Raw genomic sequence first — 24,989 nt, forward strand, 5'->3', positions numbered from 1 at the left:
CTGGCTAAGCTCGCTCGAAGCGCGCCGAGTTGACATGAAATCAGGCACTTGTTCCCAAGTGTCGTGAGAGTTCGAGAACATCCCGCATCGACCGCCAGAAGGTTTACATGGTTCGCGTTGAATCGCCTCCGACCCACAGACAAGCCCCCGTCGTCCGCGCGCTCGTGCCACCCGTGCTCCTGATGGCCACGGCCACCGCGCTCGCCGCGGTCGTCGTACCGGACGCCGCACGGATACCAGTGGCGTGGTTCGGCGCCCTGGCCACGGTTGTGGTGACGGCGTTCGCCGCCGAGTCCGCGCGCCGCGGCCGGGCCCTGAGGGCCCAGCGCGCGGAGTACGGGCAGCGGCTCGCCCTCCTCGAACGACGCCTCGCGGGCCACGACCAGGAGACCCTGCGGCTGAGCAAGGAGCTACTGCCGACCGCCATCCACCGGCTGCGACGCGGCGAATCGCCAGCCGAGGTGATCCGGGCCGTGGTGGACGGGGACCCGGCGTACCGCGATCTCCCCGGGCCGCAGCGCGATCTGCTGAACTCCGTGCTGGAGATCGTGGACAACGAGGAGGCGATGCGCGAGGCCGCGCAGCGCGCCTTCGTCAACATCGCCCGCCGGGTGCAGGCCATCGTCCACCAGCAGGCCAGTGAGCTGCGGATGATGGAGGAGGACCACGGACGCAACCCCGAGGTCTTCGACGACCTCCTGCGCATCGACCACGGAACCGCGCTGATCGGACGGCTCGCCGACTCCATCGCGGTGCTCGGCGGTGGCCGCCCCGGGCGTCAATGGCCCAAGCCCGTACCGCTGTTCAGCGTGCTGCGCGGCGCCATGTCCCGGATCCTGGAGTACCAGCGCGTCGATCTGCACTCCATCGCCAAGGTCGCCGTCATCGGTACGGCCGTCGAACCGCTCATCCACGCCTGCGCGGAGCTGCTGGACAACGCGACCCGTTACTCGCCCCCGCAGACCCGGGTCCATGTCACCGCTGTCGAGGTGCAGACCGGCATCGCCATCGAGATCGAGGACGGCGGCGTCAGCCTCAGCGAGGAGGCCCGCGGCAGGGCCGAGCGCATGCTGGCCCAGGCCCAGGCCGGCATCGACCTCAACGACCTCGGCGAGACCCCGCGCCTCGGCATGGCGGTGGTGGGCCGCCTCTCGCAGATGTACGACCTCCAGGTCTCCCTGCGTCAGTCGGCGTACGGCGGCGTACGCGCCGTACTCATCGTGCCGCGCGCCGTGATCACCACCGGGCCTGCCCCGGGCATCGCCCACGGCATCGGCGCCACCGCCGTCCCCCACCGGGGCCCCTCCGGCCTCTCCGAGCAGGAAGAGGCCCGCGTCCCCCGGCGCAAGCCGCGCCCGGCCGCGGAGCCGCGACGGACGGTGCCCGCGCCGGCCGCGCCCGCCGCCCCCAGGGGCCACACGGCCGCCCCGCCCGCCCCCCGCGTGCCCGCTCAGGACGACGACGTACCCGAGGTCACCGAGTGGACGCCCGAGGGCCTGCCGCAGCGCCGCAGCCGGGGCCGGGCCCCGCTCGGCACCTACGCGCTGCCCCCCGAAGAGCCACCCGTGGCGACCGGCGGTCACGGCAACGGCAACGGCGCGGCCAAGGAGCCGGGGATCTGGCTCGAGGCGTTCACCAAAGCGGTCAGCGGCACTCCGGCGGACCCGTCGGCCGACGACGAACCTGACGATGCGTTGGACAAGGGAGATCTCAAGTGATCCAGCAACGGACGAACTTGGACTGGATGCTCAAGGAACTCGCGGACGGAGTTCCGCAGGTCCAGCAGATCGTGGTGCTGTCCGCGGACGGACTGCGCATCGCCCGGTACGGCGGCGACCCGGACGCCGCCGACCGTCTCGCGGCGGCCTGTGCCGGTCTCCAGAGCCTCGCCTCGGCCGTCGCCGCCGAAATCCCGGACAGCGACGGCAAGATGCAGCTGGTCGTCATCGAAGTCACCGGCGGCTATTTCTACTTGATGGCGGCGGGTACCGGGGCGTACCTCGCGGTGCTCGCCGACGAGACGGTGGACGCGGGCCTGGTGGGTGCCCGGATGCGGGACATGGTCATCCGGATCGGAGCGCATCTGACGAGCCCGCCACGCCATGAGGGGCACATCGTATGAGTCCGCCCCAACGGGAACGGCGCGGGCCGCGGCAACGCGGCACGGGGGACCCGGAACGGCTGTACGTGCTCACCGGCGGCCCGGACGGCGCAGACCGCGCCCCGCTCGACCTGGTCACCATGGTCATCTCCCGCACCGAGCCGACCCCCACGGTCCAGCCCGAGCAGGCCGCCATCCTGCGGCTGTGCCGGGCGCCGCTGTCGGTGGCGGAGATCTCCGCGTACCTCAGCCTGCCGTTCAGTGTCGTGACGGCGTTGTTGACCGAGCTCCTCACCACCGAACTGGTCGAGTCGCGGGCACCCGTCGTCCGCGCCACCCTGCCTGACCGGTCCCTCCTCGAAGCGGTGATGCATGGACTTCAGAAGCTCTGACACGATCACCGGCCCGCGCAGCGAGGACGTCCTGCCCGCCACGGCCACGTCCGCGGTGAAGGTCGTGATCGTTGGCGGGTTCGGCGTCGGCAAGACGACGATGGTGGGCTCGGTGAGCGAGATCCGCCCGCTGACCACCGAGGAGACCATGACCCAGGCGGGCGTCGGAGTCGACGACCACCTGGAGGGCAAGACCGCCACCACGGTGGCCATGGACTTCGGCCGGATCAGCCTCAGCGACGAACTGGTCCTCTATCTGTTCGGCACACCGGGCCAGGAGCGCTTCTGGTTCCTGTGGAACGGCCTTTTCGAGGGCGCTCTGGGCGCGGTGGTCCTCATCGACACCCGACGCCTCCAAGTGAGTTTCGACGTCATCGGGCGCCTGGAGGAGCGGGGCGTGCCGTTCGTCGTAGCCGTCAACACCTTCTCCGACGCACCCCAGCACCCCGTCGAGGCGCTGCGGACCGCCCTCGACCTGCCCCCCGAAGTGCCGATAGTGGCCTGCGACGCGCGCGGGCGCGGATCCAGCCGCGATGTCCTCATGACGCTGATGCGCTATCTGCACTCCTTGTCCCTGTGATCCCCCTGGAGTGACTGTGACTACCCCCTTCCACCAGCTGCCCGGAGCGGACGACGGGGCGCTGCCGCCCCCGGGATGCCCGGCCCACGCCACCGCCGGTACGGGCCCCGGCGGCCTGCGCCGGCTGTACGGGCCGGAGCACGCGAACGACCCGATGGGCCTGTACGAGAAGCTCCGCGCCGAGCACGGCCCGGTGGCTCCGGTGCTGCTGAACGGCGACGTACCCGCCTGGCTGGTCCTCGGCCACAGCGAGAACCTCCATATGACGCGGACCCCGTCGCAGTTCTCCCGCGACTCGCGCCGCTGGCGCCTGGTCAACGACGGCACCGTACCGCCCGACCACCCGCTGGCCCCGGTCTTCACGTGGCAGCCGCTGTGCGTGTTCGCGGACGGCGGGGACCACGAGCGGCTGCGTGGCGCCGTCACCGACAGCATCGCCCGCATCGACCACCGGGGCGTGCGCCGCTTCATCAACCGGTTCAGCAACCGGCTGGTCGACGACTTCTGCCGGGACGGCCGGGCCGACCTGGTCAGCCGGTTCGCCGAGCATCTGCCGATGATGGTGATGTGCCAGATCCTCGGCATGCCGGAGGAGTACAACGAGCGGATGGTGCAGTCCGCCCGCGACATGATCAAGGGCACGGCCACGGCGAACGCCAGCAACGCGTACGTGATGGGGGTCTTGAGCAGGCACGTGGCAAGGCGCCGGGTCGCCCCAATGGACGACTTCACCACGTGGCTGGTCGAGCACCCGGCGGCGCTCACCGACAACGAGGTCGGCCAGCATCTGCGGCTGGTGCTGATCGCGGCGTACGAGACGACCGCCAACCTGATCGCGAACGTCCTGCGCATGGTGCTCACCGACCCGCGCTTTCGCGCACAGCTCAGCGGCGGCCACATGACGCTGCCGGAAGCGGTCGAGCAGACGCTGTGGGACGAGCCGCCGTTCACCACGATCCTGGGGCGCTGGGCGGTCGGCGACACCGAGTTCGGCGGCCAGCAGATCCGCAAGGGCGACGCCCTGGTCGTCGGGCTGGCCGCGGCCAATGCCGACCCGGTGGTACGGCCCGATCTGCGCGCGTCGATGCAGGGCAACCGCTCGCACCTCGCGTTCAGCGGCGGCCCGCACGAGTGCCCCGGACAGGACATCGGCCGGGCCATCGCCGACACCGGCATCGATGCGCTCCTGATGCGCCTACCGGACCTGCAACTCGCCGGTGAAGAGCATGAGTTGCGCTGGACGAGCGCGCTCATGTCCCGGCATCTGAACGCGCTCCCCGCGACCTTCGCACCGCGCCCGCCACTGGACCTCGCAGATCCCGCGACGACCCCGGCACGCAGCAGGCCGAGCCGGGGCTGGGAGGTGGGCTCACCGCCCAGGGCGGCCGGGCCCCAGCCCGTACCGGCCGTACCGGCGTCTGTCGCGGAGCCTGTCGCCACTGCCGCACCGATGCCGCTGCCCGCCCAGGCCACAGCGGTGACCGCCGAGCCGACAGCAGAGGCCGAGGCGCGGACGTACGCCGCCCTCCCGGCTCAGCGCAGGCACGCGGCCCCGAAACGCATGTGGCAGGCGGTCACCCGATGGTGGCACGGGCACTGACCGACAGCTGGTCCCACCACCAGGCGATCGTCGGGAGGGCAAGCGGCTCGAAGCTGTCGTCGGCCGGACGCTGCTTCCACCACCCGTCGGCCATGTCCCCGGGCGGGGAGGGCGCGGCGTAACGGGGACAGACCGAGGCCCAGTCGAGGTGGCCCCGGATGAACTGGCCGAGCCCCAGGACGTACCGGCGCAGTCCCCCGCCCGCGTCCCTCAGCACTTCGCCGCTCAGGCGCAGGAAGAGCACCATGACGCGGTCCCGCATCGCCACCGCCTCCTGGAGGGCACGGTGCGGATCGCAGTCGAGTTCCTGGCAGAGGACGTCGATCAGGTTGAGGTCGTCGCCGGCCCGCAGCAGCTCCTTGTTGCGGGAGTAGAGATCGTTGTCCCAGCTGACCAGGGTCCAGGTGATCTCCGTGAGGGCCCGCACCCGCGGGTCCTCCAGGTCGTTGTCGGGGACGGAGTACCCGGCGACTATCTCGATCATGGCGGTGCACGGGGCCATGCCGATGGCTCGCATCCACAGCGTTACGTAGTCGTTCAGCGAGGGCAGGTCGGGGCTGCGGCGCCAGGACGCCTCCCACACCAGCCCGGAGGTGTAGACCCGCATGGCGTCGGTCCAGCGGCGTATCTGCTGCCGGGAGGCATACCGCTCCAGCTCCAGGCGCAGGACGCGCAGGGCTGCGGCGTGCGGCGACTCGTCGGGGGCGCGTGAGGTGGGCGCCTCTATCGCCCTTACCAGGCGGGCCGTTTCCCGGGCCAGCGTGTCCGCGGTGGCGTACGCCTCGTCGCACACGCCGTCGTCGAGGGAGAACAGCACGGCGTGGAACTTGGCCATCAGCGTGAGCGGGTCAAGCTGTCCGTACGCCATGGTGGCTGCCGTGAGACCGCCGAAGTCGCACAGGGCGAGGCGCTGGCGCTGCTTGTCGTCCGTGTCGAGGCGCTGCTGGAGCATCCATGCCACCGTCAGCTCGTTCAGCGCCCGCGCTGCCGGGTGGACGGCGGCCGGAACCGGACAGTAGAAGGGCACGACCGGCAGCGGCTGACCCAGTCGACGACCTGAGACTACGGTCATGTTTGGCCTCCTCATTGAGTGCCCCGCGTGCGCTGGGGCGTATACGCCCATGTCCGACCATCAGCAACAATGCAACTGGCCATTGCCGAGAACAAGTTGACCGTTGGATGACCAGAGTTGCAGAAGTTCCGACGGTTCGTCACCGATCGGTTCATCACCGCTGAGGCTGAGAAGCCGCGTTCAGTGGCCGGCTTTCAGGCTCCGGGACCGGGGTCGGGCCGTACCGGCTCGACGATGCCCGCACGGGCGCACTCGAGCTGGGCAGCGAACGCCACGCCGAGGAAAAGCGCGATACCGGTGAGGTTGGCCCAGAGCAGCAGGGCGACGAAGGCGGTGAGAGGCCCGTACACCGCGCCGAAGGAGCCGCTCTTGGCGACGTACAGTGCGAGCAGCCAGGTCGCGACGACCCACAGCACGAGGTGTACGGCGGACCCGACGGCGAGCCAGGTGTATCCCGGCTGGTCCCGCCTGGGCGCCCAGCGGAATATCACCGCCGATGCGACGAGGGCCAGCAGCAGACCGAGCGGCACTTGCAGTACTCCCCATACGTCGAGCAGCTGCTCGGACCACCCCAGGGCCTCGACCAGCGACTCTCCCACCGCCTCACCGGCGACGAGCACAAGGAATCCCAGCACCATGGGCAGGCCGGCGCCCATGGCCAGCAGGAGACTTCGGCCGTACTTCGCGTGGAAGGGCCGGTCCCGCTCGATGCCGTAGATGCGGTTGCTGCCCCGCTCGATCTGCCCCATGGCGGACGTCAGGTTCTGTACGGCGAAGCCGAGCCCGAGCCACATCGCGATGGCGCTCGCCGTGCTGCCGCTGGCGCTGCGCCGGGTGTCGGCCAAGGCCTGCTCGACCAGTTCGCTGCTGTCGCCCGGCACGATGCGTTCCAGCGTCAGTTCCACCACCCGTCCCACGCTCTCGGTGTGAACGGTCGCGGCGACACCGACCAGGGCGATGACGAAGGGGACCATGCCGAGCACCACCTGGAAGGCCAGCGACCGCGCGTGGCTGAACCCGTCGGCGTACCGGAAGCGAGCGAACGCGTCGAGGAGCAGCTTGCGGCCTCCGTAGTGGCGCAGCGCGGTCAGGGCTTCATCGCCGGAGAGTTCCTCCCCGATCATGTCCCGCGTCTGGGGGACATGCACCACAGTTCCCATGGGCGTCAACTTCCACTCGATGCCGTCCGGGCCGACTTACGCGGCCGGTGGACCCGAGAATACGGGCCCTGAACGCAGAAAAGCCCCGCACCATAAGGTGCGGGGCTTTCCCACAATGATTGTTCGGCGGCGTCCTACTCTCCCACAGGGTCCCCCCTGCAGTACCATCGGCGCTGAAAGGCTTAGCTTCCGGGTTCGAAATGTAACCGGGCGTTTCCCTAACGCTATGACCACCGAAACACTATGAAGTTGCACAAACCGGTGACAGCACAGTTCGTTACTTCAGAACTAACACAGTGGACGCGAGCAACTGAGGACAAGCCCTCGGCCTATTAGTACCAGTCAGCTCCACCCGTTACCGGGCTTCCACATCTGGCCTATCAACCCAGTCGTCTACTGGGAGCCTTAACCAATCTAGTTGGTGGGAATACTCATCTCGAAGCAGGCTTCCCGCTTAGATGCTTTCAGCGGTTATCCTTTCCGAACGTAGCCAACCAGCCATGCCCTTGGCAGGACAACTGGCACACCAGAGGTTCGTCCGTCCCGGTCCTCTCGTACTAGGGACAGCCCTTCTCAATATTCCTACGCGCGCAGAGGATAGGGACCGAACTGTCTCACGACGTTCTAAACCCAGCTCGCGTACCGCTTTAATGGGCGAACAGCCCAACCCTTGGGACCGACTCCAGCCCCAGGATGCGACGAGCCGACATCGAGGTGCCAAACCATCCCGTCGATATGGACTCTTGGGGAAGATCAGCCTGTTATCCCCGGGGTACCTTTTATCCGTTGAGCGACAGCGCTTCCACAAGCCACTGCCGGATCACTAGTCCCGACTTTCGTCCCTGCTCGACCCGTCGGTCTCACAGTCAAGCTCCCTTGTGCACTTACACTCAACACCTGATTGCCAACCAGGCTGAGGGAACCTTTGGGCGCCTCCGTTACTCTTTAGGAGGCAACCGCCCCAGTTAAACTACCCATCAGACACTGTCCCTGATCCGGATCACGGACCGAGGTTAGACATCCAGCACGACCAGAGTGGTATTTCAAGATTGACTCCACACACACTGGCGTGCATGCTTCACAGTCTCCCACCTATCCTACACAAGCCGAACCGAACACCAATATCAAACTGTAGTAAAGGTCCCGGGGTCTTTCCGTCCTTCTGCGCGAAACGAGCATCTTTACTCGTAGTGCAATTTCACCGGGCCTATGGTTGAGACAGTCGAGAAGTCGTTACGCCATTCGTGCAGGTCGGAACTTACCCGACAAGGAATTTCGCTACCTTAGGATGGTTATAGTTACCACCGCCGTTTACTGGCGCTTAAGTTCTCAGCTTCGCCATGACGAATCATGACTAACCGGTCCCCTTAACGTTCCAGCACCGGGCAGGCGTCAGTCCGTATACATCGCCTTACGGCTTCGCACGGACCTGTGTTTTTAGTAAACAGTCGCTTCTCGCTGGTCTCTGCGGCCACCCCCAGCTCACGGAGTAAATCCGATCACCAGTGATGGCCCCCCTTCTCCCGAAGTTACGGGGGCATTTTGCCGAGTTCCTTAACCATAGTTCACCCGAACGCCTCGGTATTCTCTACCTGACCACCTGAGTCGGTTTAGGGTACGGGCCGCCATGAAACTCGCTAGAGGCTTTTCTCGACAGCATAGGATCATCCACTTCACCACAATCGGCTCGGCATCAGGTCTCAGACTATATGCACGACGGATTTACCTACCGTGCGTCCTACACCCTTACCCCGGGACAACCACCGCCCGGGCTGGACTACCTTCCTGCGTCACCCCATCGCTTACCTACTACCGCATTGGGCCGGCGGCTCCACCACTCCCCTTTGCCCGAAGGCTCCAGGGCGGCTTCACGGCCTTAGCATCAACGGATTCGATACTGGGCGTTTCAAAGCGGGTACCGGAATATCAACCGGTTGTCCATCGACTACGCCTGTCGGCCTCGCCTTAGGTCCCGACTTACCCTGGGCAGATCAGCTTGACCCAGGAACCCTTAGTCAATCGGCGCACACGTTTCTCACGTGTGTATCGCTACTCATGCCTGCATTCTCACTCGTGAACCGTCCACAACTCGCTTCCGCGGCTGCTTCACCCGGCACACGACGCTCCCCTACCCATCCACACTCCCGTTGGGGATATATGTGTGAATGACACGACTTCGGCGGTACGCTTGAGCCCCGCTACATTGTCGGCGCGGAATCACTTGACCAGTGAGCTATTACGCACTCTTTCAAGGGTGGCTGCTTCTAAGCCAACCTCCTGGTTGTCTCTGCGACTCCACATCCTTTCCCACTTAGCGTACGCTTAGGGGCCTTAGTCGATGCTCTGGGCTGTTTCCCTCTCGACCATGGAGCTTATCCCCCACAGTCTCACTGCCGCGCTCTCACTTACCGGCATTCGGAGTTTGGCTAAGGTCAGTAACCCGGTAGGGCCCATCGCCTATCCAGTGCTCTACCTCCGGCAAGAAACACACGACGCTGCACCTAAATGCATTTCGGGGAGAACCAGCTATCACGGAGTTTGATTGGCCTTTCACCCCTAACCACAGGTCATCCCCCAGGTTTTCAACCCTGGTGGGTTCGGTCCTCCACGAAGTCTTACCTCCGCTTCAACCTGCCCATGGCTAGATCACTCCGCTTCGGGTCTAGAGCGTGCAACTCATGCGCCCTATTCGGACTCGCTTTCGCTACGGCTTCCCCACACGGGTTAACCTCGCTACACACCGCTAACTCGCAGGCTCATTCTTCAAAAGGCACGCAGTCACGACGCACTGAGTAAACTCAATGCGCGACGCTCCCACGGCTTGTAGGCACACGGTTTCAGGTACTATTTCACTCCGCTCCCGCGGTACTTTTCACCATTCCCTCACGGTACTATCCGCTATCGGTCACCAGGGAATATTTAGGCTTAACGGGTGGTCCCGCCAGATTCACACGGGATTTCTCGGGCCCCGTGCTACTTGGGTGTTGCACAAGCAAGCCGTTGATGTTTCAGCTACGGGGGTCTTACCCTCTACGCCGGACCTTTCGCATGTCCTTCGCCTACACCAACGGTTTCTGACTCGCCCAACAGCCGGCAGACTGTTGAAGTGCAATCCCACAACCCCGTATGCGCAACCCCTGCCGGGTATCACACGCATACGGTTTGGCCTCATCCGGTTTCGCTCGCCACTACTCCCGGAATCACGGTTGTTTTCTCTTCCTGCGGGTACTGAGATGTTTCACTTCCCCGCGTTCCCTCCACATACCCTATGTGTTCAGGTATGGGTGACAGCCCATGACGACTGCCGGGTTTCCCCATTCGGAAACCCCCGGATCAAAGCCTGGTTGACGGCTCCCCGGGGACTATCGTGGCCTCCCACGTCCTTCATCGGTTCCTGGTGCCAAGGCATCCACCGTGCGCCCTTAAAAACTTGCCCACAGATGCTCGCGTCCACTGTGCAGTTCTCAAGCAACGACCAGCCACCCATCACCCCGCTCCGAAGAACGAGTGCACTGGGGCCGGCATCGCGAAGATAAGGACCGAAGTCCGTACCCTCAGATACCCAACAGCGTGCCCGACCCGGCCAATCCAGACTGTGTTCCACGCCGAAGCAGTACTAACAGTCCCAACCAACCGTGCCGAATAGTCAACGTTCCACCCATGAGCAACCAGCACCGGACGTTCGCCGATGAACTGGCCTCTGACCAAACCGAAGCCTGGTAAGAAGTGCTCCTTAGAAAGGAGGTGATCCAGCCGCACCTTCCGGTACGGCTACCTTGTTACGACTTCGTCCCAATCGCCAGTCCCACCTTCGACAGCTCCCTCCCACAAGGGGTTGGGCCACCGGCTTCGGGTGTTACCGACTTTCGTGACGTGACGGGCGGTGTGTACAAGGCCCGGGAACGTATTCACCGCAGCAATGCTGATCTGCGATTACTAGCAACTCCGACTTCATGGGGTCGAGTTGCAGACCCCAATCCGAACTGAGACCGGCTTTTTGAGATTCGCTCCGCCTCACGGCATCGCAGCTCATTGTACCGGCCATTGTAGCACGTGTGCAGCCCAAGACATAAGGGGCATGATGACTTGACGTCGTCCCCACCTTCCTCCGAGTTGACCCCGGCGGTCTCCTGTGAGTCCCCATCACCCCGAAGGGCATGCTGGCAACACAGGACAAGGGTTGCGCTCGTTGCGGGACTTAACCCAACATCTCACGACACGAGCTGACGACAGCCATGCACCACCTGTATACCGACCACAAGGGGGCACCTATCTCTAGGTGTTTCCGGTATATGTCAAGCCTTGGTAAGGTTCTTCGCGTTGCGTCGAATTAAGCCACATGCTCCGCTGCTTGTGCGGGCCCCCGTCAATTCCTTTGAGTTTTAGCCTTGCGGCCGTACTCCCCAGGCGGGGAACTTAATGCGTTAGCTGCGGCACCGACGACGTGGAATGTCGCCAACACCTAGTTCCCAACGTTTACGGCGTGGACTACCAGGGTATCTAATCCTGTTCGCTCCCCACGCTTTCGCTCCTCAGCGTCAGTAATGGCCCAGAGATCCGCCTTCGCCACCGGTGTTCCTCCTGATATCTGCGCATTTCACCGCTACACCAGGAATTCCGATCTCCCCTACCACACTCTAGCCTGCCCGTATCGAATGCAGACCCGGGGTTAAGCCCCGGGCTTTCACATCCGACGTGACAAGCCGCCTACGAGCTCTTTACGCCCAATAATTCCGGACAACGCTTGCGCCCTACGTATTACCGCGGCTGCTGGCACGTAGTTAGCCGGCGCTTCTTCTGCAGGTACCGTCACGTCCGGGAAAACCCAGTCGCTTCTTCCCTGCTGAAAGAGGTTTACAACCCGAAGGCCGTCATCCCTCACGCGGCGTCGCTGCATCAGGCTTTCGCCCATTGTGCAATATTCCCCACTGCTGCCTCCCGTAGGAGTCTGGGCCGTGTCTCAGTCCCAGTGTGGCCGGTCGCCCTCTCAGGCCGGCTACCCGTCGTCGCCTTGGTAGGCCATTACCCCACCAACAAGCTGATAGGCCGCGGGCTCATCCTTCACCGCCGGAGCTTTTAACCCCTCCCCATGCAGGGAAGAGTGTTATCCGGTATTAGACCCCGTTTCCAGGGCTTGTCCCAGAGTGAAGGGCAGATTGCCCACGTGTTACTCACCCGTTCGCCACTAATCCACCCCGAAGGGCTTCATCGTTCGACTTGCATGTGTTAAGCACGCCGCCAGCGTTCGTCCTGAGCCAGGATCAAACTCTCCATGAATGTTTGCTCGTAATCGAGCTCACACACACTTAGAGCGGAACAGATCGGGCCGGAATATGGCCCGCTGTCCTCAGCGTCCTCGCTGTGTTCGCCTGACCACCACAAGGGCGGCCAGGACTTTTCAAAGGAACCACCAACCCACCAGAGGTGGGCCGGGGTATCAACATATCTGGCGTTGACTTTTGGCACGCTGTTGAGTTCTCAAGGAACGGACGCTTCCTTTGTACTCACCCCTGCGGGCTTTCCTCCGGGCTATCGTTCGGTACTTCGTGTTTCCGACTCTATCAGACGCTTTCGCGTCCGATTCCCCGTCGGCGGGATTTGCCTTTGTCTTTCCGGCTGTTGGGCCGTTCCGACACGCTGAACCCTAGCGGATTTCCCGAGAGGCCCATAATCGAGCCCATGGAATGAATTTCGGCATGCCGAAATTATCCCCAGCGGGAGATCGTCGTGAGTTTGGGTTGTCGCTGGTGCGACGCAGGCCGCTCTCGCGGAACCGTTCCGGCTCCTTGACAGCTCAGAGGACATTACGCATCCGCTGCCCGCGCGTCAAATCGGCTCCCGCGGCGACGGCCATGTCGGAAAACTGCCGGACAACTGGCGGGCTCACTGGTGGACTTGGACCATGGACAACCTTCTGCACGACTCGGCCACGACCTTCCGAGCCCTTCACCATGGCTCCTCTCCCCTCGCCCTCGCCAACGCCTGGGACGCCGCCAGCGCTCGTCTCGTGGAGGAGGCGGGCGCCCTCGCCATCGCCACCACCAGCGCGGGAGCCGCCTGGGGGCTCGGGGTGGCCGACGGAAACCGGATCGACGCGGGCCGCGCCCTCGAACTGGTCGCACGCGTCGTGGCCTCGGTGCGCGTGCCCGTAACCGCCGACATCGAGAGTGGCTTCGCCGACACACCGGACGGGATCACCAAGACCATCGAGGGTGTACTCGCTGCCGGCGCCGTCGGAGTCAACATCGAAGACGCTTTTCACGGCGGGCCCACTGCCCTGCGCCCCGCCGCGGAGCAGGCCGAGTTCCTGTCTGCCGCACGGGCTGCCGCGGACGCGGCCGGGGTGCCGCTGTTCATCAATGCCCGCATCGACACCTACCTGGCCTCCGTCGGTGACCCGGCCACGCGTCTGCGGGAGACGCTGGAGCGGGCCGGCACCTACGTAGCAGCCGGAGCGGACGGCATCTTCGTCCCCGGTGTCACCGATCCCGAGACGGTGGGCGCCCTGGCCACGCAGCTGACGGTTCCACTGAACGTACTGGCCGGTCCCGGTGCGCCCTCCGTGGCCGAGTTCGGGCGGCTGGGCGTGGCCCGCGTCAGCCTCGGGTCCGCTGTCGCCCAGGCCGCCTACACGGTGGCGCGGCGATCGGCCCAGGAGCTGTTCAGCACCGGCACGTACTCAGCGCTCTTGGACACCGCCGCCTACGGTGAGCTGAACGCGCTCTTCGCGCGCGACTGACCGAACACGGCGGACCCAAATGCGACCGAATTGAATGCGGCTGAGGCGGCTGGGCAGCCGCGGGCCGCGCGCTCATCCCGTCGTGAGATCGGCGGCCAGCAGGTCCATGAGCAGGCCGTCGTGCCAGCTGCCGTCGCCGCCACGCTCGTACGCACGCATGATGCCGACCGGGCGGAAGCCCACCTTGGTGTAGCAGCGGATCGCTGCCGCGTTGTCCGCGGCCGGGTCGATCACGAGCCGGTGGTGGCCGAGGTCGGTGATCAGGTGGCGGGCGAGTGTGCGTACGGCGTCAGTGCCCAGGCCGCGGCCGTGCACCGTGGGCGCCAGGTAGATGTCGATGCCGGCGTGGCGGTAGTCCGGCTCCTGTTCGACGCTCCATTGAATGGCGCCGGACGTGCGGCCCTCGTACACGATCACGAGGGTCGTCACGTCCGGGTCGGCGAGGTCTTCCATGACCGCCGCGACCAGGTCGTCACCGCCGCGCCACGTCGCGCGCACCTCGGGGGTGGCGCGGATCGCCGCCAGCTCGGGGATGTCGTCGGACACGACGGGTCTCAGCGTGACGTGGGCGCCGTGAAGGGTCTTCTGCATGGTCCGCATGATGGGGTGCGGCCGGGCCGCCCCGCTACTGAGCGGCGTGCCACACGGTGGTGATGTTGCAGAACTCGCGGATGCCGTGGCCCGACAGTTCCCGGCCGTAGCCCGAGCGCTTGACGCCGCCGAAGGGGAGAGCGGGGTGTGAGGCTGTCATGCCGTTGACGAAGACGCCGCCCGCCTCCAGGTCGCGTGCGAACCGTTCGATCTCCCCGTCGTCGCGGGTCCAGACGTTCGAGCTCAGCCCGAAGGGCGTGTCGTTGGCGACCGCCACCGCTTCGTCGATGCCGGCGACGCGGTAGACCGTGGCCACCGGGCCGAAGGCCTCCTCTCGGTGGATACGCATGTTGTCGGTGATGCCGGTGAGGACCGTCGGCTCGTAGAACCAGCCCCGGTCCTGGCCATCGGGCCTGCGTCCCCCGCATCGGGCCGTGGCACCCAGGCGCACGGCATCGTCGACGAGCTCTTCGAGGTCGGTACGTCCCTGCTCTGAGGCGAGCGGCCCGACATCGGTGTTTTCCTGAAGGGGGTCACCCACGCTCAGTGCCCGCATTCCCGCGACGAAGTGCTCCAAGAAGCCGTCGTACACATCGGTGTGGACGATGAATCGCTTTGCGGCGATGCACGACTGGCCGTTGTTCTGCACCCGGGCCGTGACGGCCGTACGGGCAGCCCGCTCGATGTCGGCGGACGGCATCACGATGAACGGGTCGCTGCCGCCCAGCTCCAGCACCGTCTTCTTCACCTCGTCGCCCGCCACCGCGGCGACAGCGCGCCCGGCCGGCTCGCTTCCGGTCAGGGTCGCCGCGGCCACCCGGGGGTCGCGCAGGATGCCTTCGACCGCTGCGGAGCCGATGAGCAGCGTCTGGAAGCATCCTTCGGGGAAGCCGGCGCGGCGGAAGAGGTCTTCCAGGTAGAGGGCGGTCTGCGGCACGTTCGACGCGTGCTTGAGAAGGCCCACGTTTCCGGCCATGAGCGCGGGGGCGGCGAAGCGGACGACCTGCCAGAGCGGGAAGTTCCACGGCATGACAGCCAGGACGACGCCGAGCGGGCGGTAGCGCACACTGGCACGGTCGGCGCCGGAGTCCAACACATCGGCCGCCGACGGGTGCTCCTCGGCCAACAGCGCGGGGGCGTTCTGGGCGTACCAGCGCATAGCCTTCGCGCACTTCGCCGCCTCGGCCCGCGCCGCGGCCACCGGCTTGCCCATCTCCGTGGTCATGGTGCGGCCGATGTCCTGCTGCTCTGCCTCCAGCAGGTCCGCGGCCCGGTTGAGCAGTTCGGCCCGCTGGGCGAAATCGGTGGTGCGGTGGTGCGCGAAGGCGGTCGTGGCGAGCGCCAGACGGCGTTCGATCTCCTCGGCTCCCAAGGCGTCGAACGTCTTGATCGTCTCTCCGGTGGCGGGATTCACCGTGGCGATGGGCATGCGGCCGTCCTCCTATGACTCGGTTCTCCGACACTCCCGCGCCGGCAGCGGTCGCGCAACGCGGCGGGCGCCTCATGCGGTTCACCTGTCCGGTGGAAGCCCGGGCTAACACGAGCGTGGAAGGCCTCGACGTGGAAAGGCACTCCTCTGACCGCCGTCCACCGGAGCGGACCGGCGAAAGGGAAGCGGAGAGACCCATGGCTGCACAGCGCCCGACCGTCGACGAGTCGTACTGGATGACCACCGCGCCCGGCACCCGTTATGCCCCGGCGCAGGCCGACCTGACGGCGGACGTCGCCGTGATCGGCGGTGGCATCGCGGGGCTGTGCACCGCGTGGGAGCTGATCCGGGCGGGGCTGGATGTCGTACTGCTGGAGGCGGACCGGATCGCCACCGGCGTGACGGGGTACACCACGGCGAAGATGACGGCGCTGCACGGATTGTCGTACGCCCGGCTGGCCGCTGCGCACGGCGCGGAGAGCGCGCGGCTGTACGCGCTCTCGCAGCAGGACGCCGTCGACCGGACTGCCGCTCTCTGCGACGAGCTGGGCATCGGAGCCGAGCTGGAACGCGCTGCCGCTTTCACCTATCTGGAGGATCCGCAGCGCACCGGTGAACTCCGGGAGGAGGCGGACGCGGCCCGGCTGGCGGGGCTCGACGCGTCGTTCGTGACGGAGACCGATCTGCCGTTCCCGGTGGCCGGGGCGGTGCGTGTCGAGGGGCAGCTGCAGTTTCATCCGCGCAAGTTCCTGCTGGCGCTGGCCGAGCGGATCACGGCTGCCGGCGGCCGCATCCATGAGCGCACCCGGGTCACCGGGCTGCGGGACGGCGCGAACTGCCGGCTGTCGACCGAGGGCGGGCACCGGGTCGACGTACAGGACGTCGTCATCGCCACGCACTACCCGGTCTTCGACCACACACTGCTGTTCACCCGGCTCAAGCCGCGGCGGGAGCTGGTGGTGGCTGCGCCGGTACCGGCCGGTGCGGCGCCGGTGGGCATGTACATGAGCCCGGACGACAGGGTCCGCTCGGTGCGCAGTGCGCCGTACGACGAGGCGCACCGGCTGCTGATCGTCACCGGTGAGTCGTTCGAGCCGGGGGCCGGGGACGTACGCGAACGGTTCGCGCGACTGGACGGCTGGGCCCGCGAGCGGATGCCGGGATACGCCGAGGCGGACCTGGTGTACCGGTGGGCGGCCCAGGACAACGATTCGAGCGACCATCTGCCGTACGTCGGCCATGCCCACCCCGGTACGCAGCACGTTTTCGTGGCGACCGGCTTCGGCGGCTGGGGCATGAGCAACGGTGTGATGGCGGGTCGCCTGCTCGCGGCCCATGTGGCGGGCGGTCCTCGTCCGGCATGGACCGAGCTGTACGACCCGCGGCGGCTGCCGCGAGCGAAGGAGGCGGCGGAACTGGCGAAGTTCCAGACGGGGGTCGCCAAGCACTTCGTCGGTGACCGGCTGCACACCGGGCACGTCGACTCGGTGGACGACATCCCGCCGGGAAGCGGGGCCGTCGTGCGACTGCAGGGGAAGCGGTGCGCCGTGTACCGCGACGAGTCGGGTACGGCAAGCATCGTGTCGGCGCGCTGTACGCACCTGGGCTGCCTGGTGCAGTTCAACGACGCCGAGAAGGCCTGGGAGTGCCCCTGCCACGGCTCACGTTTCGCCACGGACGGCTCGGTGCTGCACGGCCCGGCGACGCGTCCGCTGGAGCCTCGCGACTGATGTGGCGCTCGCGTCGCGGAAGGCCTCGACGGGGGGGCCGGGACCGCCGTATTCCATGATCGACGGTCGTCACCGGCGGTGACGCGGCTCGCCTGCGCGGCAACCGGAGGGCAGGATGGGTTACGCAGCCGACCCACATCCCCCCACGCGAGCAGGACACAGAGCGATGGAAATGGAAACGACGGCCAAAGGCGTGACATCGAGCCACGAGGTTTTCGGTGCCCCGTGCTGGATCACGCTGATGGTGCGCGACCTGCGGCCCGCGCAGGACTTCTACGGTGCGGTCCTCGGGTGGAAGTTCCGGCGGGCAGGCCTCGGAGACGGTTTCAGCGTGGCGGTGCACGACGGCACGCCGGTCGCCGGAATCGGGACGATCGAGCCCGCTCTGCAGGCCCCCGTCGCTTGGACGCCCTACTTCGCCGTCGCCGATGTGGACGAGACCGCCGGCCGCATCAGGGAGCGGAGCGCCACCATGGCGGTGGGGCCTCTGCGGTTCCCGGCAGGCCGGGGAGCCATCGCGGCGGACCGGGACGGCGCCGTCTTCGGCATCTGGGAGGGGGAGCTGGTCTCCGACTGGCACGTCTGGCGACAGCACGCCCCCGCGTGGCTGCGTCTGCGGACGCGGGACGCGTTCGACGCGGCGATCTTCTACGGGCAGGTGCTCGAATGGGCCTGCGACCGGCCCGGCTGCGTCGAGGTGGACTACCAGGAGGACGAGGTCGTACTCCACCAGGGCGGCCACATCCTGGCCCGGCTGAGCTCCGGGGCCGTCGACACCGCGCCCGACCCCATGATCCAGCCCCGCTGGCACGTCCTCTTCCCGGTGGCCGACGTGGAGGCCACCGTCCAGGCGGCGCGGCGTCACGGCGGCTCCGTGCTCGGGCAGCGCTCCACTCCCAGTGGCATGGAGACGACGCTGCGCGACCCGGACGGCGCGATGTTCACGATCACCAGCCGGCCCGCGTAGACGTCTGGTGCGTTCGGGGAGTCCGAATCCGGGGAAGCCGGGGCATCCGCGCGGACACAGCGAAAAGGTCGTACCGGATTGCTCCGATACGACCTCCGACCCGCTGCAATCGCTGGTCGGGACGACAGGATTTGAACCTGCGACCCCTTGACCCCCAGTCAAGTGCGCTACCAAGCTGCGCCACGTCCCGATGCCCGTCTGGCCTGGGGTCTTTCCCTGGCTGAACGCGCTTGAGCACAATACCGCACTTGGGCCACTGGTCACGAACCGCTTTCCGGCCGGACGCGGGCCGGGCAGGTCAGACGCGCTTGTCGAGCCAGGCGGTCAGGTCGTCCTGGACCTCCTCGCGGTTCGTCTCATTGAGGATCTCGTGGCGGGCGCCCTCGTACGCCTTCCAGGTCAGATCCTCGGTGCCGAGATACCGGTAGTCCTCCAGCAGCTCGTACACCAGTGTCATCCGCTGGTTGCAGGGGTCCTGCGTGCCCGCCGCGACGTGGACGGGCAGGTCGGCGGGGATGCGGGCGACGTTGCGCGGGTCGTTCAGCTTGCGGATCCCGTGCAGCCAGTCCAGCGAGAGGCCCACGCTGAACGGGAAGCCGCAGCGCTCGTCCGCGACATACGCGTCGACCTCCGCCTCGTCACGCGAGAGCCATTCGAAGGCAGTGCGACGCGGGAAGGGGTCGTTGAAGGAGGAGAAGACCGTGGGCACGAACGGTGAGAGGTGGGCGCGGCCGTGCTGCGCGACCTCCGCCTCCAGCGTCGTGATCGACTCCTGGAGGTCGGCTCCGGGCAGGGTGCGGAACGCGCCGGAAAGGATGAGTCCGGCGAGGCCGTCCGGGTACTCCTGGGCGTAGTCGCGCGCCAGCATCGCGCCGAGACTGTGACCGAGCAGCACGACGGGAAGTCCCGGATGCAGCGCCCTGGCCTGGTCGCCGACCGCCGACAGGTCGTCGACCATCGCGCGCCAGCTGTCGTCACCGGCCACGCCGTACCCGCCGGTGCCGGCGCCGGTCGCGCCGTGGCCGCGGTGGTCGGAGGCGATGACGCCGTATCCCCGGGAAACCAGGTGGCGGGCGAACCGGTCGTAGCGCAGGGCGTGTTCGGCCGCTCCGTGGGCGATCTGGACAATGGCGCGGGGCCTGCCGTTGTCGGGCAGCCAGGTGTACGCCGCGATCTGGGCGCCGTCGCGGGCGGTCGCCGTTCCGGTGCGGTGTGCGGTGGTCATCGGGCAACGCCTCCTGTGATCTGCGTTCGGGTGCTGAGGGTGACTCTCACCGGAGGAAAGCGGCTCACACCATCGCGCTGCCGCAGCCGGGCACGTACCGTCGCGGTGCCGTCAGATGCCGCCGTCCTCGCGGCGGCGGATCATCTCCGCCAGCTCCGCCGCCATCGCCTTGATCGTCTCCAGCCCGGTGCGCCCCCACTGCCTCGGCTCGGTGTCGACGACGCAGACGGTGCCGAGCAGGATGTCCGTACGGTCGATGACGGGTGCGCCCATGTACGAGCGGATGCCGATCTCGTCGACGACCGGGTTGCCCGCGAACCGGGGGTAGTCGCAGACGTCCTCCAGGACGAGGGCCTTGCGGCGGGCGACCACGTGCGGGCAGTAGCCGTGGTCGCGGGCGAGGAACCGGCCAATGCGGCTCGCCGCGGCCACCGCCCCCAGGTCGGTGCCGCTGTGGGTGCCCGCGGGGGTGTGCAGTCCGGCGAAGAACTGGCGGTTCTCGTCGATGAAGTTGACCATCGCGTACGGCGCGCCGGTCATCTCCGCGAGACGGTCGGCGAACGCGTCGAAGGCCGGCACGGCCCGGTCACCGAATCCGAGCTGGTGGAGCCGCCTGACCCGGGCGGGCGCCTCCCGGTCGGCGGGCGTGAGCAGCAGCCGGCGGTCGTAGGTCATGCGGGTGCTCCGTAGCTCGGCGTGGCCGGGGTGATGGTGAGCAGTCGCCGGACGAGCGTGACCAGCGTTTTGATCCCTGAACTGGCGATGCGGGCGTCACAGAGCACGACGGGGACCTCCTGCCCGAGGTCGAGCGCGGCCCGTACCTCCTCCGGTCCGTAGCGATGCGCGCCATCGAACTCGTTGACGGCGACGACGAATTCGATGCCTCGCCGCTCGAAGAAATCGAGGGCGGAGAAGCTCTCCTGGAGCCGGCGGGTGTCGGCGAGCACGACGGCGCCGAGGGCCCCCTTGGAGAGCTCGTCCCACATGAACCAGAAGCGTTCCTGGCCGGGTGTGCCGAAGAGGTACAGCACATGCTGGTCGTCGAGGGTCATCCGGCCGAAGTCCATGGCGACGGTCGTGGTGGCCTTGTCCTCGATGCCCTCCAGACTGTCGGTACCCACGCTCACCTGGGTGAGCAGCTCCTCGGTGTTGAGGGGTGCGATCTCGCTGACCGCTCCCACGAAGGTGGTCTTGCCGACACCGAACCCGCCCGCGACGAGGATCTTGAGTGCGGTGGGAAACAGATCAGAGCCGTCGTCGTAGGCCATCGAGCACTGCCTCCAGCAGGGATAGGTCGGTTGGTTGGTCGTCGAAGCGGGGTGCGTGGGTCGTGACGGCCCCGCAGTCCAGGAGATCGGACAGCAGCACTTTGGTGACGACGACGGGAAGCCGCAGAAACGCCGCGATCTCCGCCACCGAGGTGGGGCCGGCGCACAGTCCGAGCGCCTGGGAGTGCTCAGGGCTCAGCGCGATCAGTGGCTCCGTGCCGGTGGCCCGCACCAGGGACAGCAGGTCGAGCGCGGCCGTGGGGCGGGTGCGTCCGTCGCTCACGGTGTACGGGCGGATGAGCCGGCCGGCGTCGTCGTCGAGCCACGGGCCGTCCTGCGGGGGCGCCGCCATCGGGGTCAGCGTCCCGCGGCGCTCGGCGCGCCTGCCCTCTGCCTGGCCGGGGTCACCAAGTACGGCCGTACGCTCTTGACGAGCATGGCCATCTCGTAACCCAGCACGGCCGCGTCCGTCTCGCGGGCAGCGAGCACCGCGAGGCAGGTGCCGGAGCCGGCGGTGGAGACGAAGAGGAGCGTGGAGTCGAGCTCCACGACCACTTGGCGGACCTCACCGCCGTCACCGAAGCGGGCGCCGGCGCTGCGGCCGAGCGAGTAGAGGCCTGAGGCGAGGGCGGCCATGTGGTCGGCGCTGTCGCTGTCGAGACCGTGGACGGACTTGACCAGGCCGTCGCTGGAGAGCAGAACCGCGTTGCGGGTGAATGGGACCCGCTGGACCAAGCCGCTCAACAGCCAGTCGAGGTCGGTGGCTTGGCCGGTCGGCGCTTCACTGGCCATGGTGCATCTACTCCTTGGGTACTGCCGGACACGGGAGTGGGAAGGGGGCGCGGTGAAGCGGGTGTTCAGCCCGCTTCTCCCTCGCCGGTGGGGTGCTCCGGTGCGAGTACCGGGGCGGGCTGCGCTTCCGCCAGGCCGATGCCGCGCTGGAATGCGGCCATCAGGCCCGGGTCGTGGACGGCGGCGTACTCGTCGTCGGGGCGTGCGACGGGGGCGTCTCTCAGCTGCGGTACCAGGTGTTCCTGGCTGCGGCGCCGGGGCAGCTGGGGGCGGCTTGTCGTGTCGCTTACGTACTCGACGGCGGGCGGCCGGGTCTGTGGAGGGACCGGTTCCGCGATGAGATCGGGCCGGGCGGCGGGGGTGAGGCCGGGGCGGGCGTCGGCCGGGGTGAGCCGGTCTGTGCGCGCGCCTCGCATGGGCAGAGGAGCTGGGGCTGCGGCTGCGGCAGGCGTTGCGGGGTGGGCGGGCGCGGCGGGGGGTGGTGCGGCGTGCCTTTGAGTCGCCGGGGTGGTGTGGGTCGGCGTGGGTGTCCGGGCCGGTGCGGGGAGGGGGGCCGTCACCGTCGGCTTGAGGCCGGGCGCTCCCGCGTGACCGTCGAGGCCGTGCGGGTCCTCGCCGCCGAGCAGGCCCTGCGGCAGGACGAGTACGGCCTGCACACCGCCGTAGATGTTGGCCTGGAGCCGCACGGTGATGCCGTGCCTGCGGGCGAGTGCGGACACCACGAACAGCCCGATGCGCCCGTCCTGTAGCAGGTGAGCGACGTTGACGTTGTCCGGGTCGTGGAGCAGGGCGTTCATCTTGTTCTGCTCGGTGAGGGACATGCCGAGGCCGCGGTCCTCGACCTCGATGGCGAGGCCCGCTGTGACGTGCTGGGCGCGCAGCAGCACGGTGGTGTGCGGGGCGGAGAACACCGTGGCGTTCTCGACGAGTTCGGCCAGGAGGTGGATGACGTCGGCGACGGCGTGGCCGCGAAGGGTGCCGTCGATGGGCGGCACGAGCTTGACCCGGGAGTACTGCTCGACCTCGGCGATCGAGGAGCGCAGTACCTCCGTCATGGTGACCGGGTTGCTCCACTGGCGCCGGGAGACGGCGCCGCCGAGGACGGCGAGGTTCTCCGCGTGCCTGCGGATGCGGGTGGACAGGTGGTCGACTTGGAAGAGGCCCTTGAGCAGCTCGGGGTCCTCGACGTCGTTCTCCAGCTCGTCGAGCAGCTGGATCTCGCGGTGGACGAGCGACTGGAGCCGGCGGGCGAGATTGACGAACACCTCGACCTTCTGGTCGGTCCCGGCGCTGCTGGACAGTCGGGAAGCCTGTACAACAGCGCTCACGGCGGCCTCGTGAGCCCGCCCCACTTCCACTTCCAGCAGGTCGAACTCGTCGCCGCCCGAAGGGCCCTGGGCCGGGCCGGGCGGCGGCGTACGCCGGGGCGGCGGGCCTTCGCCCCGCCGCAGGTGTTCCACGACCGCACGCAGGTCGGCCTGCCCGCGCGCGGTGGACCCGCGCAGGGCGTTGCAGCGGTCGAGCACGGTCTTCGCGGCCCGGTCGGCGCCCACGAAGGCGGCCGCGAGGGCGACGAGGGCGAGCGCTCCGGCCCCCGCGAGCGCCACCCACAGGCTGCGGGCGGGCTCGGTGGTGGTGGCGCGGAGGGTGAAGAGTACGGCCGCCGCGCCGCTGAGGGCGACGACGAGGGCCGGAAGCACGGCGGCGCGCAGCAGCTGGGGCCGTATGTGGTTGTCGGGCATCAGATGTGCGTGATGGGGCCGGGCGCCCGGCCGTCCGTGCCGCCCGCCGCCATCGCGGCGGTCTGCGCGCGCGGCGGGTGCGCGAAGTTGAGACATCAGCGTCCTCGGTACGTGGGGCCCCAGGGATCGGCGTAATGCGTCTGTTCGACCACTGTCGGTCTGGGCTCAACTCAGGTGATGTGGCCCCATGTTGATCACCGGCGACTCACAGTAGTCGGCAACCTTTCATGATCGACGGGCAGTTGCCAAACTTGCCCGCGCAGCGTCCCGCTCTGGTATGACACCCCGCACTGAAGACCGAATAAATGGAGACCTCTGAGGTCTAGACAGCGGGTGCGGTCTCCGGTTCCCCGGCGTCCGTCGGCCGGCCGGCGGCGGGGACATCTGCTGCGGGACCCGCGGCTGAGGCGGGCGCGGCAGGGCGGTCGTCCGGTGCGGGGGCAACTGCGACCGGGCGCCACCACGGCGCGGCCGGCAGCGTGCCGGCCGTGGGTTCGAAGGGCTCACCGGGACGTGGCAGCGCGATCCTGGCGCCGGCATCGCGCGCAGCCGCGACGGTGCCCTCGCCGGGCTCCGCCCACGGGTGCGGGGCGAGGTTGAACGTACCCCAGTGGATCGGCAGCATCGGTCCGGCCGACGGGCCCTGGGCGCTGCCACCCTGGAGGTCCAGGTGGGCCCGGACGCCCTCGGTGGGCGTCATGTGGATGTCGGGCCAGTGCTCGCTGTAGGCGCCGATCTGGATCATGGTGGCGTCGAACGGGCCGTGCTCGGCGCCGATGTCCTCGAACCCGTCGAAGTAACCCGTGTCGCCGCTGTGGTAGACGCGGTGCTCCGGTCCCGCCACCGCCCAGGAGGCCCAGAGGGTGTGCTGCTGATTGCGCAGGCCTCGGCCGCAGAAGTGCCGCGCGGGGGTCGCGGTGAGGCTGAGTCCGGCGATCTTCACCGTCTCGTTCCAGTCCAGCTCGTGGATCCGGTCGGCGGGTACGCCCCAGCGCTCCAGGTGCGCGCCCACGCCGAGCGGCACGGCGAAGACCGTACGGGTACCGGCGAGAGCCCGGATCGTGGGCATGTCCAGGTGGTCGTAGTGGTCGTGGGAGATCACGACCGCGTCGACCGCGCCCAGGGCGGCGAGCGGCACCGGCACCGGGTGCAGCCGCTTGGGCCCGGCGAAGGCGAAGGGAGAGCAGCGCTGCCCCCAGACGGGGTCGAAGAGCAGGCGCCGGCCGTCGATCTCGGCGAGCACGCTGGAATGCCCCATCCAGGTGAGCCGCAGCCCCGTGGCGGGCGCCTCGGCGAGGTCGGCGAGGGTCGTGGCGTGCAGGGGCACGGGACCGGTGGGGGCCCTGCGGCGCCGCTCCTCCTTGCGGAAGTACACCTTCGCGAGTTCGAGAGAGGAGCCGGTCGGCCTGGTGCGGGCGCCCACGGGGTTCTGGAAGACGCCGTCGGCGAAGTTCGGCGAGCGTCGGATGCGCTCCATACGCTCCCCCGCCGGATCGGCGCCGAATGCGGCGGTCCGCAGCGAGCGCAGCCGGGTGCGCAGCGTGTGCAGGGTGTCGTCGCCGGTCACAGGACCTCCTGGAGCTCACGGGTCCATCCATTAT

General features: G+C 67.8%; 19 protein-coding genes, 1 tRNA gene and 3 rRNA genes. 8 read left to right on the top strand and 15 right to left on the bottom strand.

The window, feature by feature from the left end:
- The first annotated feature begins 107 nt into the window (after positions 1 to 107).
- From ACU6WZ_RS01160 to ACU6WZ_RS01180, 5 genes are read left to right on the top strand one after another with little or no spacing between them, the layout of a single operon-like run.
- Positions 108 to 1,718 (top strand): sensor histidine kinase, encoded by a 1,611-nt coding sequence (locus tag ACU6WZ_RS01160; protein WP_447031226.1) that lies wholly within the window; start codon positions 108 to 110, stop codon positions 1,716 to 1,718.
- Positions 1,715 to 2,122: a roadblock/LC7 domain-containing protein gene (locus ACU6WZ_RS01165; RefSeq protein WP_447031227.1), complete on the top strand. Its 408-nt coding sequence runs from the start codon at positions 1,715 to 1,717 to the stop codon at positions 2,120 to 2,122. The genes ACU6WZ_RS01160 and ACU6WZ_RS01165 overlap by 4 nt, the downstream gene beginning before the upstream one ends.
- Positions 2,119 to 2,493, top strand: coding sequence for a DUF742 domain-containing protein (locus ACU6WZ_RS01170; protein WP_447031228.1), 375 nt, complete (start codon positions 2,119 to 2,121; stop codon positions 2,491 to 2,493). The genes ACU6WZ_RS01165 and ACU6WZ_RS01170 overlap by 4 nt, the downstream gene beginning before the upstream one ends.
- Positions 2,474 to 3,073: a GTP-binding protein gene (locus tag ACU6WZ_RS01175; protein ID WP_447031229.1), complete on the top strand. Its 600-nt coding sequence runs from the start codon at positions 2,474 to 2,476 to the stop codon at positions 3,071 to 3,073. The genes ACU6WZ_RS01170 and ACU6WZ_RS01175 overlap by 20 nt, the downstream gene beginning before the upstream one ends.
- A 16-nt stretch (positions 3,074 to 3,089) precedes the next feature.
- On the top strand, positions 3,090 to 4,673 hold the full coding sequence (locus tag ACU6WZ_RS01180; RefSeq protein WP_447031230.1) for a cytochrome P450: 1,584 nt from the start codon (positions 3,090 to 3,092) through the stop codon (positions 4,671 to 4,673).
- Here ACU6WZ_RS01180 and ACU6WZ_RS01185 read toward each other — a convergent pair.
- From ACU6WZ_RS01185 to ACU6WZ_RS01205, 5 genes are all read right to left on the bottom strand, one after another.
- On the bottom strand, positions 4,648 to 5,745 hold the full coding sequence (locus tag ACU6WZ_RS01185) for a terpene synthase family protein (RefSeq protein WP_447031231.1): 1,098 nt from the start codon (positions 5,743 to 5,745) through the stop codon (positions 4,648 to 4,650). The two genes, ACU6WZ_RS01180 and ACU6WZ_RS01185, sit on opposite strands and share 26 nt — an antisense overlap.
- A 194-nt stretch (positions 5,746 to 5,939) precedes the next feature.
- Positions 5,940 to 6,905 (bottom strand): YihY/virulence factor BrkB family protein, encoded by a 966-nt coding sequence (locus tag ACU6WZ_RS01190; protein ID WP_447031232.1) that lies wholly within the window; start codon positions 6,903 to 6,905, stop codon positions 5,940 to 5,942.
- Positions 6,906 to 7,026: 121 nt separating this feature from the next.
- Positions 7,027 to 7,143: ribosomal RNA gene (rrf, locus tag ACU6WZ_RS01195) — 5S ribosomal RNA — on the bottom strand.
- A 74-nt stretch (positions 7,144 to 7,217) separates the two neighbouring features.
- Positions 7,218 to 10,341: ribosomal RNA gene (locus ACU6WZ_RS01200) — 23S ribosomal RNA — on the bottom strand.
- A gap of 301 nt (positions 10,342 to 10,642) precedes the next feature.
- Positions 10,643 to 12,182: ribosomal RNA gene (locus tag ACU6WZ_RS01205) — 16S ribosomal RNA — on the bottom strand.
- The 16S, 23S and 5S rRNA genes sit together here, the layout of an rRNA operon.
- Positions 12,183 to 12,807: 625 nt before the next feature.
- On the opposite strand from ACU6WZ_RS01205, the gene ACU6WZ_RS01210 reads away from it, so the two are divergent.
- Positions 12,808 to 13,644, top strand: a complete 837-nt coding sequence (locus tag ACU6WZ_RS01210) for an isocitrate lyase/PEP mutase family protein (RefSeq protein ID WP_447031233.1) — start codon at positions 12,808 to 12,810, stop codon at positions 13,642 to 13,644.
- A 72-nt stretch (positions 13,645 to 13,716) separates the two neighbouring features.
- Here ACU6WZ_RS01210 and ACU6WZ_RS01215 read toward each other — a convergent pair whose 3' ends face one another.
- Together ACU6WZ_RS01215 and ACU6WZ_RS01220 are read right to left on the bottom strand one after the other, a co-directional pair.
- The gene (locus ACU6WZ_RS01215) at positions 13,717 to 14,235 is read right to left on the bottom strand and encodes a GNAT family N-acetyltransferase (protein WP_447031234.1); all 519 of its coding nucleotides are present in this window, start codon (positions 14,233 to 14,235) and stop codon (positions 13,717 to 13,719) included.
- Between the two features lie 34 nt (positions 14,236 to 14,269).
- The gene (locus ACU6WZ_RS01220) at positions 14,270 to 15,664 is read right to left on the bottom strand and encodes an NADP-dependent succinic semialdehyde dehydrogenase (RefSeq protein WP_447031235.1); all 1,395 of its coding nucleotides are present in this window, start codon (positions 15,662 to 15,664) and stop codon (positions 14,270 to 14,272) included.
- A gap of 197 nt (positions 15,665 to 15,861) precedes the next feature.
- Here ACU6WZ_RS01220 and ACU6WZ_RS01225 point away from each other — a divergent pair, with 197 nt between their 5' ends.
- On the top strand, positions 15,862 to 17,394 hold the full coding sequence (locus ACU6WZ_RS01225; RefSeq protein ID WP_447031236.1) for an FAD-dependent oxidoreductase: 1,533 nt from the start codon (positions 15,862 to 15,864) through the stop codon (positions 17,392 to 17,394).
- Between the two features lie 166 nt (positions 17,395 to 17,560).
- Entirely contained in the window at positions 17,561 to 18,361 is an 801-nt protein-coding gene (locus tag ACU6WZ_RS01230) for a VOC family protein (RefSeq protein WP_447031237.1), read from the top strand.
- Positions 18,362 to 18,474: 113 nt separating this feature from the next.
- Here ACU6WZ_RS01230 and ACU6WZ_RS01235 read toward each other — a convergent pair.
- From ACU6WZ_RS01235 to ACU6WZ_RS01270, 8 genes are all read right to left on the bottom strand, one after another.
- Positions 18,475 to 18,551, bottom strand: a tRNA-Pro gene (locus ACU6WZ_RS01235).
- A 108-nt stretch (positions 18,552 to 18,659) separates the two neighbouring features.
- Positions 18,660 to 19,586 carry an alpha/beta fold hydrolase gene (locus tag ACU6WZ_RS01240; protein WP_447031238.1) on the bottom strand — a complete coding sequence of 309 codons (927 nt, stop codon included), beginning with the start codon at positions 19,584 to 19,586 and terminating at the stop codon, positions 18,660 to 18,662.
- A gap of 111 nt (positions 19,587 to 19,697) precedes the next feature.
- A complete protein-coding gene (locus ACU6WZ_RS01245; RefSeq protein WP_447031239.1) occupies positions 19,698 to 20,261 on the bottom strand; it encodes a GAF domain-containing protein in 564 nt (187 codons plus the stop codon).
- Entirely contained in the window at positions 20,258 to 20,854 is a 597-nt protein-coding gene (locus ACU6WZ_RS01250; RefSeq protein WP_447031240.1) for a GTP-binding protein, read from the bottom strand. Before ACU6WZ_RS01250 ends, ACU6WZ_RS01245 begins: the two co-directional genes overlap by 4 nt.
- Complete coding sequence (locus ACU6WZ_RS01255; RefSeq protein ID WP_447031241.1) at positions 20,832 to 21,206, bottom strand: DUF742 domain-containing protein; 375 nt, start codon at positions 21,204 to 21,206, stop codon at positions 20,832 to 20,834. Before ACU6WZ_RS01255 ends, ACU6WZ_RS01250 begins: the two co-directional genes overlap by 23 nt.
- Positions 21,207 to 21,211: 5 nt before the next feature.
- A complete protein-coding gene (locus tag ACU6WZ_RS01260) occupies positions 21,212 to 21,646 on the bottom strand; it encodes a roadblock/LC7 domain-containing protein (protein ID WP_447031242.1) in 435 nt (144 codons plus the stop codon).
- Between the two features lie 65 nt (positions 21,647 to 21,711).
- A complete protein-coding gene (locus ACU6WZ_RS01265; protein ID WP_447031243.1) occupies positions 21,712 to 23,484 on the bottom strand; it encodes a sensor histidine kinase in 1,773 nt (590 codons plus the stop codon).
- Between the two features lie 226 nt (positions 23,485 to 23,710).
- Entirely contained in the window at positions 23,711 to 24,955 is a 1,245-nt protein-coding gene (locus ACU6WZ_RS01270; protein WP_447031245.1) for an MBL fold metallo-hydrolase, read from the bottom strand.
- Positions 24,956 to 24,989: the final 34 nt, after the last annotated feature.

It is taken from the genome of Streptomyces hypolithicus, assembly GCF_052934925.1.